At 34.7% G+C, this 15,463-nt stretch carries 17 protein-coding genes and 1 pseudogene; all 18 read left to right on the top strand.

Features of this window, described 5'->3' with window-relative positions; translation table 11 throughout:
* Positions 1–72: 72 nt before the first annotated feature.
* The 18 genes and pseudogenes from T498_RS0108540 (at position 73) to T498_RS0108475 (ending at position 15,427) form a co-directional block, all read left to right on the top strand.
* Entirely contained in the window at positions 73–1,371 is a 1,299-nt protein-coding gene (locus tag T498_RS0108540; RefSeq protein ID WP_028235547.1) for a DegT/DnrJ/EryC1/StrS family aminotransferase, read from the top strand.
* Positions 1,372–1,538: 167 nt separating this feature from the next.
* On the top strand, positions 1,539–2,561 hold the full coding sequence (locus T498_RS15385) for a glycosyltransferase family 2 protein (RefSeq protein ID WP_051524685.1): 1,023 nt from the start codon (positions 1,539–1,541) through the stop codon (positions 2,559–2,561).
* Positions 2,558–4,576, top strand: coding sequence for an oligosaccharide flippase family protein (locus T498_RS0108530; protein WP_028235546.1), 2,019 nt, complete (start codon positions 2,558–2,560; stop codon positions 4,574–4,576). Before T498_RS15385 ends, T498_RS0108530 begins: the two co-directional genes overlap by 4 nt.
* Before the next feature lie 208 nt (positions 4,577–4,784).
* Entirely contained in the window at positions 4,785–5,348 is a 564-nt protein-coding gene (locus T498_RS0108525) for a hypothetical protein (RefSeq protein ID WP_028235545.1), read from the top strand.
* Positions 5,349–5,615: 267 nt separating this feature from the next.
* Positions 5,616–5,801, top strand: a complete 186-nt coding sequence (locus T498_RS0108520; protein ID WP_028235544.1) for a hypothetical protein — start codon at positions 5,616–5,618, stop codon at positions 5,799–5,801.
* Entirely contained in the window at positions 5,802–6,089 is a 288-nt protein-coding gene (locus T498_RS17175) for a hypothetical protein (protein WP_330372277.1), read from the top strand.
* 21 nt (positions 6,090–6,110) lie between these two features.
* Positions 6,111–6,404 (top strand): hypothetical protein, encoded by a 294-nt coding sequence (locus T498_RS17170; RefSeq protein WP_330372276.1) that lies wholly within the window; start codon positions 6,111–6,113, stop codon positions 6,402–6,404.
* Between the two features lie 81 nt (positions 6,405–6,485).
* On the top strand, positions 6,486–6,857 hold the full coding sequence (locus T498_RS0108510; protein WP_028235543.1) for a hypothetical protein: 372 nt from the start codon (positions 6,486–6,488) through the stop codon (positions 6,855–6,857).
* 164 nt (positions 6,858–7,021) lie between these two features.
* Complete coding sequence (locus T498_RS17285; RefSeq protein ID WP_442960125.1) at positions 7,022–7,144, top strand: Fic/DOC family N-terminal domain-containing protein; 123 nt, start codon at positions 7,022–7,024, stop codon at positions 7,142–7,144.
* Positions 7,145–7,146: 2 nt separating this feature from the next.
* Positions 7,147–7,266, top strand: a pseudogene (locus tag T498_RS17165) (Fic/DOC family N-terminal domain-containing protein); the annotation flags it as partial.
* A gap of 24 nt (positions 7,267–7,290) precedes the next feature.
* On the top strand, positions 7,291–8,076 hold the full coding sequence (locus T498_RS15375; protein ID WP_242839223.1) for a Fic family protein: 786 nt from the start codon (positions 7,291–7,293) through the stop codon (positions 8,074–8,076).
* 72 nt (positions 8,077–8,148) lie between these two features.
* Complete coding sequence (locus T498_RS0108500; protein WP_028235542.1) at positions 8,149–8,466, top strand: hypothetical protein; 318 nt, start codon at positions 8,149–8,151, stop codon at positions 8,464–8,466.
* 13 nt (positions 8,467–8,479) lie between these two features.
* On the top strand, positions 8,480–10,189 hold the full coding sequence (locus T498_RS0108495) for an SWIM zinc finger family protein (RefSeq protein WP_028235541.1): 1,710 nt from the start codon (positions 8,480–8,482) through the stop codon (positions 10,187–10,189).
* A gap of 224 nt (positions 10,190–10,413) precedes the next feature.
* Entirely contained in the window at positions 10,414–12,012 is a 1,599-nt protein-coding gene (locus T498_RS0108490; RefSeq protein ID WP_028235540.1) for an AAA family ATPase, read from the top strand.
* A gap of 29 nt (positions 12,013–12,041) precedes the next feature.
* The gene (locus T498_RS17280; RefSeq protein ID WP_256380493.1) at positions 12,042–12,104 is read left to right on the top strand and encodes an SEC-C metal-binding domain-containing protein; all 63 of its coding nucleotides are present in this window, start codon (positions 12,042–12,044) and stop codon (positions 12,102–12,104) included.
* Positions 12,105–12,296: 192 nt separating this feature from the next.
* Positions 12,297–13,244 (top strand): choloylglycine hydrolase, encoded by a 948-nt coding sequence (bsh, locus tag T498_RS0108485; protein ID WP_028235539.1) that lies wholly within the window; start codon positions 12,297–12,299, stop codon positions 13,242–13,244.
* Between the two features lie 154 nt (positions 13,245–13,398).
* Positions 13,399–13,896, top strand: coding sequence for a hypothetical protein (locus T498_RS0108480; protein ID WP_028235538.1), 498 nt, complete (start codon positions 13,399–13,401; stop codon positions 13,894–13,896).
* Between the two features lie 496 nt (positions 13,897–14,392).
* Complete coding sequence (locus T498_RS0108475) at positions 14,393–15,427, top strand: ATP-binding protein (RefSeq protein ID WP_036978215.1); 1,035 nt, start codon at positions 14,393–14,395, stop codon at positions 15,425–15,427.
* The last annotated feature ends 36 nt before the right edge of the window (positions 15,428–15,463 follow it).

The raw sequence follows: 15,463 nt of genomic DNA, 5'->3' as shown, positions 1-15,463 counted from the left end.
AATGTAGATATGTGCTATAATACAGAAATGTAGTAAAATTATATCAACATTCGTAAGAAAAGAGGATTATAAATGTACACGAGGAACATAGAAAAGTTTGAAGATAAAATTTGGCTTTCATCGCCTACAATGCATGGTGAGGAAATCAAATATGTGCAGGAAGCTTATGACACCAACTGGATGTCTACGGTAGGTGCTAACATAAATGAAGTTGAGAGATTGGCAGCTGAAAAGGTCGGTGTGAAATATGCAGTAGCACTTTCGGCGGGTACAGCATCTCTTCATCTTTCAATGAAACTTGCAGGAATCGAAGCTTATGGTATGCCTATGGTCGGCCATGGAGCATTAGAAGGCCATCATGTCTTATGTACTGATATGACATTCGATGCCACAGTAAACCCTGTTGTATATGAAGGTGGTATTCCAGTATTCATTGATACTGAGGATGACACTTGGAACATGGATCCAGTGGCACTTGAAAAGGCATTTGAAATCTATCCAGATGTAAAGGTTGTAGTATGTGCACATCTTTATGGTACACCTGGAAAGATTGACGAGATAAATGCTATCATTAAAAAGCATGGAGCAATCCTTGTTGAAGATGCAGCTGAGTCGCTTGGCGCTACATATAAGGGCATTCAGACTGGTTCATTTGGTTCTTACAACACTATTTCATTCAATGGAAACAAGATTATTACTGGCTCCGCTGGTGGATGTTTCCTCACAAATGACAAAGACGCAGCTGAAAAGGTTCGTAAGTGGTCTACACAGGCTAGAGAAGCTGCTAGTTGGTATCAGCATGAGGAGCTTGGTTACAATTATCGCATGAGCAATGTTATTGCAGGCGTTGTTCGCGGCCAGTTCCCTCATTTAGAGGAGCATATCGCTCAGAAGAAAGCTATTTATGAAAGATATCGTGAAGGTTTCAAGGGATTACCAGTTCAGATGAATCCTGTTGATTTTGAAAACAGTGAGCCAAACTACTGGTTGTCATGCATGATTATCGATGCTGACGCTATGTGCCCACAGGTACGCGGAGAGCAGGATGTTCTCTTTACTCCAGAGCACGGCAAGAGCTGCCCTACAGAAATCTTAAATGCTATCGCAAGCATCAATGCAGAAGGTCGTCCAATCTGGAAGCCAATGCATATGCAGCCAATCTACAGATTAAATCCATTCATCACTAGAGAAGGAAATGGTAGAGCTGTTACCAATGCTTACATTGCAGGCGGAGTACTTGGCGCAGATGGCAAGCTCCTAGATAGAGGTAGCGATATTTTTGCGAGAGGTTTATGTCTGCCAAGTGATAATAAGATGACTGCTGAACAACAGGATAGGATTATTGAAGTTGTAAGGGCATGTTTTGAATAAGGATAATATGAAGGCAAGGTTCTGGGATTGTAAGGAACCTTGTTTTTTATTATTTTGTAGGTGTCTAAGATTATCAACAGAATAATTGTTGCTATTTCTTTTATATTGAAAAAATATATAATATAAAAAGCGAGTTAAAATTCTGTTGTTGTAGGGGAGAAATTTAAGTGATTAGCGTTATTATCCCAGTTTATAATGTGGAAAAATATTTGAGAGAGGCCATAGATAGTGTTCTTAATCAGACATATAAGGACATAGAAATCATTCTTGTGGATGATGGATCTACAGATAGTTCAGACGTAATATGTGATGAATACTTTAATAAATATAATAACATTATGGTCATTCATCAAAATAATGCTGGACTAAGTGCCGCCAGAAATGCAGGGCTTGATATTTGCAAAGGCGAAATCATTTCTTTTTTGGACCCTGATGATGCATTTGAGACGGATATGTTATCTAAAATGCATGAAGCTATGATAGAAAATAATGCTGACATAGTTGAGTGTAATTATATTAGATGTGAATGTAATAAAAACATGGGGAGCACATCGCTTGGAAGGAAAAAAAATATAATTCATGCCCATGCTGGTTTGTATAGTAAACAAGAAGCTGCACGTCTGCAGCTGGAAGGAAAAATCGCACCCGCTGCATGGAATAAAATTTATAAAAGGCATATTTGGGATAATTTACGATTCAGAGAGGGTCAGAATTTTGAGGATAGAGACATCGTGCTTCCTCTACTGAGTATGGCTGATTCTATTTATGTTATTGACGAACCATTGGTTTTGTATAGAGAAAGAAATGGCAGCATTTCCAGATGTTATTCATATGATAATGTGATTGATTTTCTTTCTGCATTTGACCATTATTATGAATTTGTTGCATCAAACAATTCTGGGATTTTTAAGGAAAGAGACATAAATCAAGCTGCTTTGGTCAGATATAGGCATATGATTTCTATTTTTATAAAAATAGCAGGCTCAAGAATAAATGATAAAAAAAGGTGCATTGCCTTGGTAAAAAATAAAATCAAAAATGAGTCTGAAGATATTGATATAAAAAATTGCGGAGTACGACTTAGGGCTGCAACCCATTTAGCACTCAATTTACCTGCTTTTCTGTTCACATTTGTTTATAAAATCTACAGGCCATTTAGATTAGTGTATTTAAAGGTGGCTTATAGATGAAACATAAAATATTATCCAACATTTCTCTCAATGCCATTATGAGTGTAACGCCATATGTCTTTTCCTTTTTTACACTGATGTATGTCTCAAGAGTGTTGGCACCGCAGGCATTTGGCCAGATTTCTTTTGCGTCATCTTTTGTTGGATATTTTATCATGTTTGCAGAACTTGGAATGCCTATTTATGCCATTCGATTATGTGCCAGCAAACGAGATAACCGAAGGGAACTTAGTCTGGTATTTAATGAGTTATGGAGTATTAAAGTAATACTTTCTATTATAAGTATACTCTTATTGGGATTATCTATATTGATGGTACCCAAATTAAAAACTAATGCATTCATGTTGCTAATATATGGAAGTTCCATTTTTTTTCAGATGTTTGGATGCGAATGGCTTTATAGAGGATTGGAAAAGTTTCGCTTTTTGGCGTTAGTCAGTTTCCTCTGCAAGCTAATTTCTTTTTTGTGTATTATCCTGTTTATTAAAACTCCAGACCAGGTGTCTTTATATGCATTCTTATCAGTTATAACCTCTTATGGTAGCGGTCTTATATATTTTATTATGGCCCACCGTTATGTGGATGTAAGATTTGATTATCATATAAACACTACACATTTTAAGCCACTTCTTATGTTTTTTATGATGTCCTTTGCAGTGTCAGTTTACAGCAGCTTGGATCTTACGATGCTTGGTTTTATGAAATCTAATTATGAGATAGGCTTATATAGCATCGCCGCCAAGGCAAAATCTGTTTTAGCCTTGACAGGTGGAATAGTTTGGAATGCAATTTTGCCTACAGCTACTTCACTGTGGAAAGAGGAGAAAAGAAGTCAATTTGAATCTCTTGCTACGAAAACAATTGCACTTGTGTCATTAACTCAAACTATTGTTGCGGTTATATGCATAATTTTTGCAAAAGAGCTGCTTTTTATAGTAGGAGGCAACGCATATGAAGGAGCTACGTTAGTATTCAGGATTTTACTTTTATCCTTGCTCCCGATTGGGGCTAGTAATATCTTAGGAGGACAGGTTCTTATTCCTGCAGGTAAAGAAAGCAGACTTTTGATTGCAGAAATATGGGGAGCAATATTTAATTTTATAGCTAATTTGGTATTAATCCCTAAGCTTTCTATTGTTGGTGCTGCAATAACTACTGTTATTGCAGAGGTAATTGTTTATGGCATCTGCATATATTACGTAAGGAAAGATTTGGATATGGATTTTTTTGTGGGTTTAGTTAGAAGAATATTAGGAAAAATAAAAAGGATAATTCGGACAATTCTTATAAGGTTGTACAGTATGATAAAGGGTTCTGTATTGCCTTTTTATTGTCCTTGTTGTGATACTCATCTTAGAAAATTTACAAAAGGAAACTATGATAAAACTCCGTCTCTTTATGATTTCAAAAGATATCATAAGATTGATCAGTATGTCATTTGCCCTGTGTGTGGTTCTTTGCCAAGACACAGAATTTTGGTCTCGTACTTTGAAAAACATAAAACAGATTTAGAAGGAAAAAGAATTCTGTATTTTGCACAGGAAAAGTCAGTGAAAATGTGGATGAGTAGAAATGGTATTTCAAGTACTACAGCAGATTTATTTGGAAAGGCTGATTTACAAATTGATATTCAAGCAACTGGGCTGGCAAGTGATTCCTTCGACATTATCATTTGTAATCATGTTTTAGAGCATGTAGAGAATTATGCTAAAGCGTTGGATGAACTTCGTAGAATTATTAAGCCAGATGGCTTTGCAATACTATCTTTTCCTGTTGATCCTAAATTGGCTACAGTTTACGAGGACAGCAGTATTATAACGAAAGAGGATAGAATAATTAATTTCGGGCAAAATGATCACCTTCGAGTATTTGGGATGGATTCAAAGGAATTACTCGAAAAAGCGGGGTTTAATGTAATGGAAATAAAAGCTGATGCAGACGATGATATTATTAAGCCAGTAATAGGTCCTGCTGATTATGATTATAATGTGTTGTGGAAGTTAAAAAATAGGTGAAAAGATGCTTAATGAATGGATGAACACAATTGGAAGTATATATTGTTTTTTTATGCTTGTAGCCTACTCTCCCACAATCAGGAACGGGTATTTTGATTGATACGGTGAAGTCGGTGGTGAAGAAGGAGGGCATCAGCTCCGAGACTTCGGCCACCATGGAGGCGTTTATGGGGACTCCGGAAGGGGGGAGACTAAGAAGGGTGAGCGCATGGCAAATTATATGTATGCATCACCTGAACAGAAGAAGATAGGTGGAGAAGCTTGCTATCAGTCAGATATATATGCTGCAGGATTGATTTTAAATGAAATGTTCACAAAAGAGGTTCCACAGGCAGCAGGATACAAGACAATAGCTGATGTGAATAGTGAGTATGCGTTTTTAGATGAATTGTTTGTAAAGTTATTTCAGCAATCACCGGATGATAGATTATATCCAGAATCTAAAATCCTTAATGAGTTGGCTTTGATGGCTAAAAATGCAATAAGTGCTAGACAAGCTAAAGAGTTAGAAGAGAGCGTTTATGAAATGGAGGATAATGAGGAATGCTCTTATAGTGTTAAGCGCATAGATTATGAGGGCGGTTATTTGGTTTTTGAGTTGGATAGTAAAATCGATGAAGATTGGTTTGCAACTTCAAATTACGAATGCAATTCTAGACGAAGAGCGATAGCTGCTGAAGAGAAGCGAAGGATTGAAAAGAAAAAGGCAGAAGAGATTAAAAGAATTGAGCAGGAAAACAGGATGAGAAGCATACTTGCGGGGTTGTCGTGATAGGTTTTGTTTGGTATTTGTAATAAACATTTTGCTAATTGAAGCTATATAGTATAAAGTTAAGTATTTTATACATATATGCCGATAAACAATATAGAAAGAATTTGTAGCATTTGGGAAGAAAGATAAAATGTGGAAAAAGTGTGAAGAATTTGTTATAATTTTATGAAAAGAAACATAAAAAACACTTTAGAGGTTATTATAAAGATGTAGAGTGGATTATTGCCACTTAATGTAATGGAAGAAATTTAATAGGAGGTGTTTGAGATGGCAACTTCAAGTATTACAAAGAACTTTGTTGTTTCTGGTAAAAAACAAGTTGATATGTTCGCAAATGCAATAGAAGAGTCATATCAGGAGTCGCTGAAAGTAAATCAGGCACCTGATATGAAAGTGTCTCATCTGAGCGGATTAGATGACGTGAAGAAATTTATGATGAAAAGGAAAAAATAAATGCTTAATGGTGTTACTGTAATTAACATCCGCGAGTATCTATCAGATGGAAATGATGGCGGGCTCGGAGAGGACGAATTATCAGAGATCCTCTCCGAGTTTTCATGTACAAAAAATCCTGATGTAGAGCGGTTTCTAAAAAATAGTTCTATTGATTTCACAAAGAAAAATCAGTCAGTTACATATTTGGTCTTTCTTAATGCGGATGCGTCTCTAGTTGGATATTTTACACTAGCTATAAAACCTATTTGTGTGAATGCTGAGGTTTTTAGTAATAATGTAAAATGAAAGATAAGTAGAGTTAGTGATTTGGATGAGGAAAGTAATACATATACATTGTCTGCTTACCTTATTGCCCAACTCGGAAAGAACTTTTCGGATAATGCGAATGAAAAGATTGAAGGTAGACAATTATTGCATGCAGCTATCGATACAATTAAGATGTTACAACATATGGCAGGTGGGACAGTTTGTTTTCTAGAGGCCGAAGATAAGCCGCAATTGTTGGATTTTTATGAGAAAGAAAATTCATTTAAACGGTTTTCTACCAGAGAATCTAAAAATGATGGACACAAGCTTATTCAGTTATTAAAAGTTATTTAGCTTTTGGTGGATAGGAATGGTCACATAATAATTCCCAATAGCCTATAGTTGAAATAATGATTGATTGCAGAGGTTTAATCAATGAGATTTAATTATACATACAGTTTGAAGTATTCTAACGGGAAGACATATACACAGAATCCGGCAAAAGAGCAGATGGGTATAGAGGCTTCAGATGAAGAGTATCGCAAAGTTGTTAGCGGAGTTCTATCGGGGACAGCAATTTCAAAAATTGAAGGTATTTCAGAGTTATTGTATAAGATGAATAATCCTCTTGGAATCTTTGATAATCCTGCGGAAGAGATGAAGATTTATCGTGAAGATGGATCTTATATAAATATACGGTCAGCTCTTGGCAAAGTATATATCAAGTCATCGAGGAATAGAGCTGAGGCTATGAGTATGGAGGTGGAGACTTTCTTGGGTAAGCTTGGGATGCCTTGTGGTTGGTAGAGTGGTGAGCTGTTGAGGATATCTAGGTGCTTAGAGTAAAGATTTAACTAAAGTATATTTTTCTTAGAAGAAACAACTGATTTTTAAGCAAAAAAATCGGTTGTTTTTTTGCTTAAAAGAAATATTATAAATATAAGTAAAAATTGTTTAAGTTAGAGTGAGGTATTGAAATACAAGATTTACTTTCTCAGGCAGACAGAAAGCTGGGGCAGTTGGATGGGATAACCGAAATACTACCAAATCCAGAGTTGTTTGTGGCGATGTATGTGAAAAATAGGCCGTATTAAGTTCTCAAATTGAAGGTACACAAGCATCAATGATTGATATCTTGAATACTCAAGATGAGAAGGGACCAGATTATGAGCCTGATAATATAAAGGAAGTAGTAAATTACGTAAATGCAATAACGTATGGTCTTGATCGACTCGAATCATTGCCATTCAGTTTGCGTTTGATAAGAGAAATACATCAGATATTGTTGACAAATGTTAGAGGTTCAACTAAGAATCCAGGTGAATTTCGCAAAAGTCAAAATTGGATAGGCCCTGCTGGGTGCACGCTTGAAAACGCATCGTTCATTCCACCTTCACCAACTGAGATGCTTAAGTCCATGAGTGCGTTGGAAAACTTTTTTTATGAAGATGATCATATTCCTGCATTGATAAAGATAGCCTTGATTCATGCTCAGTTCGAAACTATTCATCCATTCTTAGATGGTAATGGTAGAATGGGAAGATTATTAATTACGTTTTGGCTTTGCCAAAAGAGAATACTTACTCAACCATTGCTTTATATAAGTTATTATTTTAAACAAAATCGTAGCGAGTATTATGAATGTTTAAATAAGGTGAGATTCGACGGTGATTGGGAAATTTGGATTAAGTTTTTTCTTCAAGGGGTAGCAGTGACTTCAGATGAAGCAACAAGTTCAGCAAAGGCTATTTTGTCATTAAAGAAAAAATACTCAGAAGTTTTATATAATGTAGACAATGGAAATAGTAGTTATCAAAGGTTGTTAGATTTGTTATTTGAATACCCGATTGTTTCTAAAAAGCAAGTTTCTGAGTTATTGAATGTATCTGAACCTACAGGAGCTACCGTTTGTAATGAGTTTGTCAAATTAGGAATATTGGTTGATGATACTCCGGAGAAAAAAAGATATAAAAAATATAGGTTTGCAGAGTATGTGGGAATTCTGCAAAAGGGTACAGAATTGTAGAAAACAAGAATGATAGCTTATAAATGATATGTTGTGTTTATAAGGCTTCAATTTAAGGCTGGTGAGATAATTATGGACATAAGAAAGCAGGACTGGAACTTATTCCAAACAAAAGTCGCAGAGTGGCAAGAAGCTTATATGGAAAAGTTGATATGTGAATATATAGAGTATCTTTCTACAGAGAAATGTGACGCATCTGAAAAATTTTGGGGATTAAAGGAAAAGATAAAGAAAGATTCACGTAAACCTGGAGTTTTACTAGAATTACGTAAAGCTGATATGGAGTATGACACTGCAACATTAATTAAAGAATGTGTGATTACAGAGGAAAACTTCGATGAGTTCAGTGAAGAGTTCCAGAACGTTGTAATGAAACTATTGGGGAAATAATGGAGCTGATTTAATGGTGGAATGGGAAAGACTGTTTAAATCTCGCATTCTTGAGCGTGGATACGATTATTATACGGATGAGAGGGTTAGAATTAATAATATTGATGAACATAGAATAGAAGCTTGTGTTGAAGGCAGTGAAGCTTATGATGTGGTAATCGATATTGAAGATGGCAATATTCTTAGCATGGAGTGCAGCTGTCCATATGCTGCAGACGGGAATAATTGCAAACATATGGCTGCAGTGTTATATAAATGCTTTGGCAATGAGGATAGCGTTGACGATTATGAGCTGGAATCAGATTATTTAACAGGTTTCATGAAAAACAAGGAAATGGTAGCAGAAGATGTAAGTCACTTGTTATCAATAATTCCAGAGGAAGAAAAGCAATTATTATTAACTAATATTCTTATTCATGATTCGCAGCTTAGAACATCTTTAAAACTAAAACATGCTTTTAACATAGATGCAAAGCAACTACAGGAATTGCGTCAAGAGATAGATGATATTGTAAATGAAAATTGTTATCGTGGATATGTTGATTGGAATCATGCATTTGATTTTTGCTGTTCTCTAAGACATTTTTTAGAGGATAGGGTTGATATGATTATTGCTAAAGGGGCATTGAAACCTGCATTTGAATTGACTAATAAGATTTTTATTTTGATAGGCTCAATAGATATGGACGACTCGGATGGTGGTTTGGGTATTGTGGCCGAAAAATGCTATTCAATATGGAAAAATATATATCAGCAGGCTGACGATGATGCCAAGGCGAAAATTAAGGGTTGGTTTTTTTCATATAAGGAGGGATATTTACTAGATTGGGTAGAAGAGTATCTTTTAGAATTTCGTGATACAGAATTAGCTTCACCAGAGGAAATCATAGCTTTTATTAAAGAACTGGATGCGGAAATAGAGGCTCGTGGTACTTCGAATGAGTGTGGGTACATATATACTATTACAGAAGGAAGAATTAGTTTAATTGATAAGAGAATAGCGTATATGCAAAGCCTGGGTATGACGAAGGAAGATGTTGATGAGTATTGTGAAAAGCATATGCAATTCTCTGTTGTGAGAATTAGAAAGATTAAAGAATATATAGAAGCTAAAGCATATGAAGCAGCGATTGATTTGCTTATTAAAAGTAAGAAGCTAGATGCATGTGATGAATCCTTGTTGACTAGGTATAGCAAAAAATTGATTGAGCTATATAAATTAACTGGAAAAGATGAGGATTATTTTATAGAACTAAAATTCAATCTTTTAAATTGTAAACAATCAGATGTAACTCAGTTTAAAGAATTGAAGTCATTATATCAAGAGCGACAGTTGGAAGGTTGGGATGATTTTGCAGATTTAATAATTGAGAGAAATTGTGATAGCCATGTGTTATATGACCTCCTCGTTGAGGAGCATAAATTTGAACAATTAATGGATACAATAGAAGAGTACACTAATGTTTATATTCTGGATAAATACCTAAAAGTATTGTCAAAAGAAGTTCCAGATAGAGTGATTCATTTGTATGCAACTTATATTGAAGACAGTATGGAGCACGCATGCGAAAGAAAAGCATATAGAAGCATTGCTAAATATTTGAAAACTATGAGCTTTTCAGAAGTTGGACGAGTAAAAGCTACTGAATTAGCTAATAATTTAAAGAAGGAATATCGTAGGAGATCGGCAATGCTCGATGAGTTGAAGAAGATAGGATTTTAGAAGGAACATTGGTGCCTGCCCCCATTACAATAAACGGCTTTGAATTTGAGTCAAAGGAATCGCGTTTGATTACGGGAGAGGATATGTATTGTTATTAAAATAGTATTCAGTATGTCAGGTGATATACCTTTATATGGGAAGAGATGTAAAATAAAATGTTGATATGTGCTATAATGTAAAGGCGATATTGCCCATTGATAAACTGAAGAGGAATAGTTAGCTTTATGAAAAGAATAAGCACATCAATATCTACATTCAAGAATATTATTGAATCAGATTATTTATATGTGGATAAAACTAAATATATATACGAGATGGTGAAAGAGCCATTTGGACAATTTTTCTTTTCGCGCCCACGTCGCTTTGGGAAAAGTTTGACAGTGAGTACTCTAGAGGCAGTATTTAAGGCTGAAAAAGAGTTATTTAAGGAGTTGTATATCAGTGATAAAGACTATTCTTGGGAGGAATATCCAGTAATACATATAGATTTCGGACGAAGTGATAGTTCAACTGTCGCAAATCTGGAAGAGTGGCTCAAGCTTGAAATGACTGGAATCGCTAAGAGCTATGATGTAGAAATTGCAGGTAGCTCACCAGCAATAATGTTTGGTGAATTAATAAAGGCATTGTATAACAAGTATTCAAAAGGTGTTGTTATACTTGTGGATGAATATGACAGGCCTATCACAAATAATTTGGAAGATGGAAAAGGTGTAAAACTTATTAGCAGAACTATGGAAGCTTTTTATCAGATGATAAAAGGATACGAATCCATGGAACGCTTTGTTTTTATCACGGGAATCACTAAAGCTAGTCAGGTATCCATTTTTAGTAAATTAAACAACCTAATAGACATCTCTAGAAGCGAAAAATATTCTGATGCAGTTGGATATAATGAAGATGAGTTAAGATATAATTTTAATGAATATATTATTGCAGCTGCGGAAAAGAATAGCTATTCTATTGATGAAATGATTGAAGAATTGGCCTCTTGGTATGATGGATTTAAATTTACTTTTGACGGTGTAAAAGTATACAATCCAGTGTCTGTTGGACGCTTCTTCACAGAAAACTATACTTTTGGAAATTATTGGTATGGAACAGCAACACCAGTAATGCTAGTAAACTACGCTAGAAAACAGAAAATTACTCTTGAGAGTATACAAAATGCGTTGGTTACAGACATATCATTCAACTCTTTTGATTTAATGGCGCTTAGTGAGAATAGTGTGGATGTGCAAACGATAACACAATTGTTGTTTCAAACAGGATACCTAACCATTGGTGATAGAGATGAGCGTAGTAATATGCCTACATACAAATTGGTGTATCCTAACAAAGAAGTACAAATGTCTTTTGAAACAGATTTGGCATCTGTGTATTTAGATAAGTCTATAGTAGAAATAAACTCTATAGCATCTAATATTCAAAATGCAGCCTATGATGGTGATGTTGATAAGATGATAAAAGTTTTAAATGGACTTTTTGCAAGTATACCATATGCTATTCAATTAAAATATGAAAAATACTATCAGTCATTAATGTATTTGACATTTAAGATGTGCGGTATGGTACTTGATGCTGAAAGTATGACAAATACTGGAAGGATAGATGCAGTATTAGAAGCTGGTAAAAATATATATGTCATAGAGTGTAAAATTGATAAGACCGCTGAAGAAGCGATGGCTCAAATTAATGATAAAAAGTACGATCAGAAATATTATGATAAGACACTTGCGGGCTACAAAATCATAAAGGTAGGTCTGAATTTTTCAACAGATAAGGATAAACGATGCATAGATTCTGTTATTGTAGATAATTAGTGTCTTAATAATAGTGGCTGGTTGATAAGGTGTATCCAAATGATCCTTGTCCATGTGGCTCGGGAAAGAAATATAAAAAGTGCTGCGGCTAGTAAAGATTTCTAGGAAAAATTAATTGTGAACGTTGTGTAAAATTCATTACTTTTGTATTGTCAGATATAATTATTCCTGATATCTTATTTACAGGATTATACAGCAAGAGGTTTATATCCCCTGATGCTATTGATGGCAGAAAATCTGCTATTCAGTATGTCAGGGGATATACCTTTATATGGGAGGAGAAAATGTGTACAGGAATCAGGTTTAATGACAAAAATGGCAACATGTACTTTGGTAGGAATCTAGACTGGTCAGTGGGGTATGGCCAGAAGGTCTTGATTACACCTAGAGGGTACCAGCTAAACTCAGCTTTTCAAGGCATGCTAAACATTAAGCATGCCACAATAGGTATGGGAATTATTGAGAATAATATTCCTTTGTACTTCGATTGTGGAAATGAAGCGGGACTTGCTATAGCAGGTCTGAATTTCCCAGGTTATGCAAGCTATGAGCCAGAGCAGATTGAAGGCAAGACTAATATTGCAGCTTATGAGTTCCCTATGTGGATAGCATCTCAGTTTGCTACACTTGACGAAGTGAAAAAGTCTTTGCAAAACGTGGCTATAATAGCAAAACCTATAAATGATAAATATCCAGTTTCCATGCTACATTGGTTAATAGGTGATAAGACAGGAAGTATCGTTGTAGAATACACATCGGAAGGACTGGAAATATACGATAATGATGTGGATGTGTTGGCAAATCAGCCTGGTTTTAATTGGCATCGAGAGAATCTTCGAAACTATATGAATCTCGCAAGTGACATGCCAGCTGAAGTTATTTGGGAATCTGCAAAGCTTGCGCCTTTTGGCTCAGGCTCGCTAATGAGAGGCATCCCAGGAGATTATTATTCCACATCCAGATTTGTAAGAGCTGCTTACTTAAACACTCACTATCCTAAGAAATCAACAGAAGAAGAAAACGTCGCTAGACTTTTCCACACATTAGCAGGTGTTGCAATGATAGATGGGGCCGCCCAAATGGCAGATGGAGCATATGAAAAGACTATTTACACAGGTGGATTTTCTGCGGCTACAAATACTTATTATTACAATATCTATGATGATTTTACTATCAGAAGTGTTAAGCTTGAGGATTATGATTTAGTTGGTGCGGAGCTGATAGAGAATTAGAGCTTTAAAACTTTGGGATTGACGCAGAACAGTCTAAGCAAAACAAAAGATATGTTTTTGGAAAAAACATATAGTGTATAATCAGGCTGTGGCACTGTTGCTACAGCTTGATTTTTTTGAGAAAAAATGTTTGATAATGTAAAGGAAAATATAAATGAAATTTGATTATATCTATAAATTAAAATATGCTGATGGCATTACCTACGAACAGAATGCTAGCAAGGAATGTATGAGCAAAGAAATCTCTTTAGCAGAATATCGTAAAATCGTAGAAGGTGTTTTGGTGGGAATTCCAATTTCAAATATTAAAGGAATAGAAGAGTTGCTGGATGACATGAGGTCCGATGTAGTGTTTTCAGATCGATTAAAAAATAAGGATGGTTCATCAAGAAATAAGGCATTGAAGAAGCCTCGTGATATTACAGAAATAGAATTTTATATGTTAGAGCGAGATATAAATAGGCTTAAGAAAATGGACAATCCATTTGAGTTTCTTGAACATTCTACCGAAGAAATGAAGATATATAGACCTGATGGAAGTTATGTCACTATCAAGGCAGAATCAGGAAAAGTGCATGTAAGTGATTCTAGAAAAAATACTAATTCTTATATTACAAATGCTGAAGACTTTTTGGAAAGAATTAGCTTATAATTTAGCCGCAAACGGTATACTGGACTCATTGCACGTATGGCAGGCTTTTTCTTTGAGATACATGTAATTTCAAAGAAAGGATTTTGTTTTTTTGCATGTATCAAATGTATCTCACAAACATACATGCAATTGTGCTCTGATTTATCATTGATATTACATGTTTTAGCGCAGTGTATACTTAAAACATGCAATTACATAGATTAGTCTGAAGTGGGTTGCATGGATTAAATGATTTATATAAAGATACATGCAATGAGAAATTTTATAATTCTCAAAAGTGTTCTTATTGCCTCAAAATATATCACCTGTCTAATATTAAGTAAAAAAATCTCTATTTCTATAGTTCTATAGGTTTCCTCGTATGTGAATACAAAGTGATTTATTATTATAGTTCTAGCTGTTACAGGCATATTTGACTAAAGTTATAGAAAGTTATAGAATAAAGAAAAAGTTATAGAGAGTTATAGAAGAAATTGAAAGTTATAGAGGGAACATAATGAGCAATCCATTTACATTATCTTTCGGAAAACAACCATTAACATATATTTCGCGACTTGAGCAGACTAATGAAGTAGTGGAAAATTTTACTGCTGAACCAGCTAATTGTATGATGTACATGATTACAGGAGTAAGAGGTGCTGGTAAGACAGTATTAATGACTAGTATTGCAAAACAGTTATCGGAGAATAAAAAGTGGATAATTATTGAGCTTAATCCAGAACTTGATCTGCTAGAGCAATTAGCAGCTAAGTTATATAATTTACCGGAAAATCATTTGATTTTTACAAAAGCAAAGATTGATTTATCATTCTTTGGATTAGGTATTAGTGTTGAAGGCGGTCAGCAATTTACAAGCATAGATACGGCTATTGAAACTATGCTTGATCTTCTGAAAAAGGAAGGTAAAAAAGTGCTAGTTTTATTGGATGAAGTTACGAACAATAAATCAATGCGAATTCTAGCTCACTCTTTTCAGATATACATTAGAAAAGAATTAGAAATATACATTTTAATGACTGGACTATATGAAAATATATATCAGTTGCAGAATGAGAAATCATTAACATTTTTATATCGTGCTCCAAAGATTCATATTTCACCGTTGAATACGGGAGCAATTGTCGAAAGCTATAAAACGATTTTCAAAATTGACAATAAATATGCAAAGGAAATGGCGGATGAGACAAAAGGATATGCATTTGCTTATCAAGTTTTAGGGTATGTTAAATGGAAAAATCCTGAGAAATCACTAAAACAGGTAATGCCTGAATATGAACAATATTTAGAAGAGTATGTTTATCAGAAAATATGGTCAGGGCTATCTGAAACGGATCGAAATGTATTGCTTGGCTTAGAGGGAAAAGAAGAAATGAAAATTAAAGACTTGAGAGAAAAAATAGATATGTCATCAAGTTTGTTTTCTACATATCGTGATAGATTAGATAAAAAAGGCCTTATAGATACTTCAAAATATGGTTACATTAGCTTACTCTTACCAAGATTTTCCAACTTTATTGAAAAACAAAGATAGAGATTGTATTATGCAGAATTAGAACGTGAAATGTCT

The sequence above is a fragment of the Pseudobutyrivibrio sp. MD2005 genome, from assembly GCF_000621865.1.
Lineage (GTDB): Bacteria > Bacillota > Clostridia > Lachnospirales > Lachnospiraceae > Pseudobutyrivibrio.
The sequence above is the reverse complement of the archived record's forward strand: the minus strand, read 5'-3'. Positions and strand labels throughout refer to the sequence as shown.

Coding starts and splice junctions, on each gene's coding strand:
- T498_RS0108540 (WP_028235547.1), top strand. CDS start 73: ATGTACACGAGGAACATAGAAAAGTTTGAAGATAAAATTTGGCTTTCA.
- T498_RS0108530 (WP_028235546.1), top strand. CDS start 2,558: ATGAAACATAAAATATTATCCAACATTTCTCTCAATGCCATTATGAGT.
- T498_RS0108525 (WP_028235545.1), top strand. CDS start 4,785: ATGGCAAATTATATGTATGCATCACCTGAACAGAAGAAGATAGGTGGA.
- T498_RS0108520 (WP_028235544.1), top strand. CDS start 5,616: ATGGCAACTTCAAGTATTACAAAGAACTTTGTTGTTTCTGGTAAAAAA.
- T498_RS17175 (WP_330372277.1), top strand. CDS start 5,802: ATGCTTAATGGTGTTACTGTAATTAACATCCGCGAGTATCTATCAGAT.
- T498_RS0108510 (WP_028235543.1), top strand. CDS start 6,486: ATGAGATTTAATTATACATACAGTTTGAAGTATTCTAACGGGAAGACA.
- T498_RS0108500 (WP_028235542.1), top strand. CDS start 8,149: ATGGACATAAGAAAGCAGGACTGGAACTTATTCCAAACAAAAGTCGCA.
- T498_RS0108495 (WP_028235541.1), top strand. CDS start 8,480: ATGGTGGAATGGGAAAGACTGTTTAAATCTCGCATTCTTGAGCGTGGA.
- T498_RS0108490 (WP_028235540.1), top strand. CDS start 10,414: ATGAAAAGAATAAGCACATCAATATCTACATTCAAGAATATTATTGAA.
- bsh (WP_028235539.1), top strand. CDS start 12,297: ATGTGTACAGGAATCAGGTTTAATGACAAAAATGGCAACATGTACTTT.
- T498_RS0108480 (WP_028235538.1), top strand. CDS start 13,399: ATGAAATTTGATTATATCTATAAATTAAAATATGCTGATGGCATTACC.
- T498_RS0108475 (WP_036978215.1), top strand. CDS start 14,393: ATGAGCAATCCATTTACATTATCTTTCGGAAAACAACCATTAACATAT.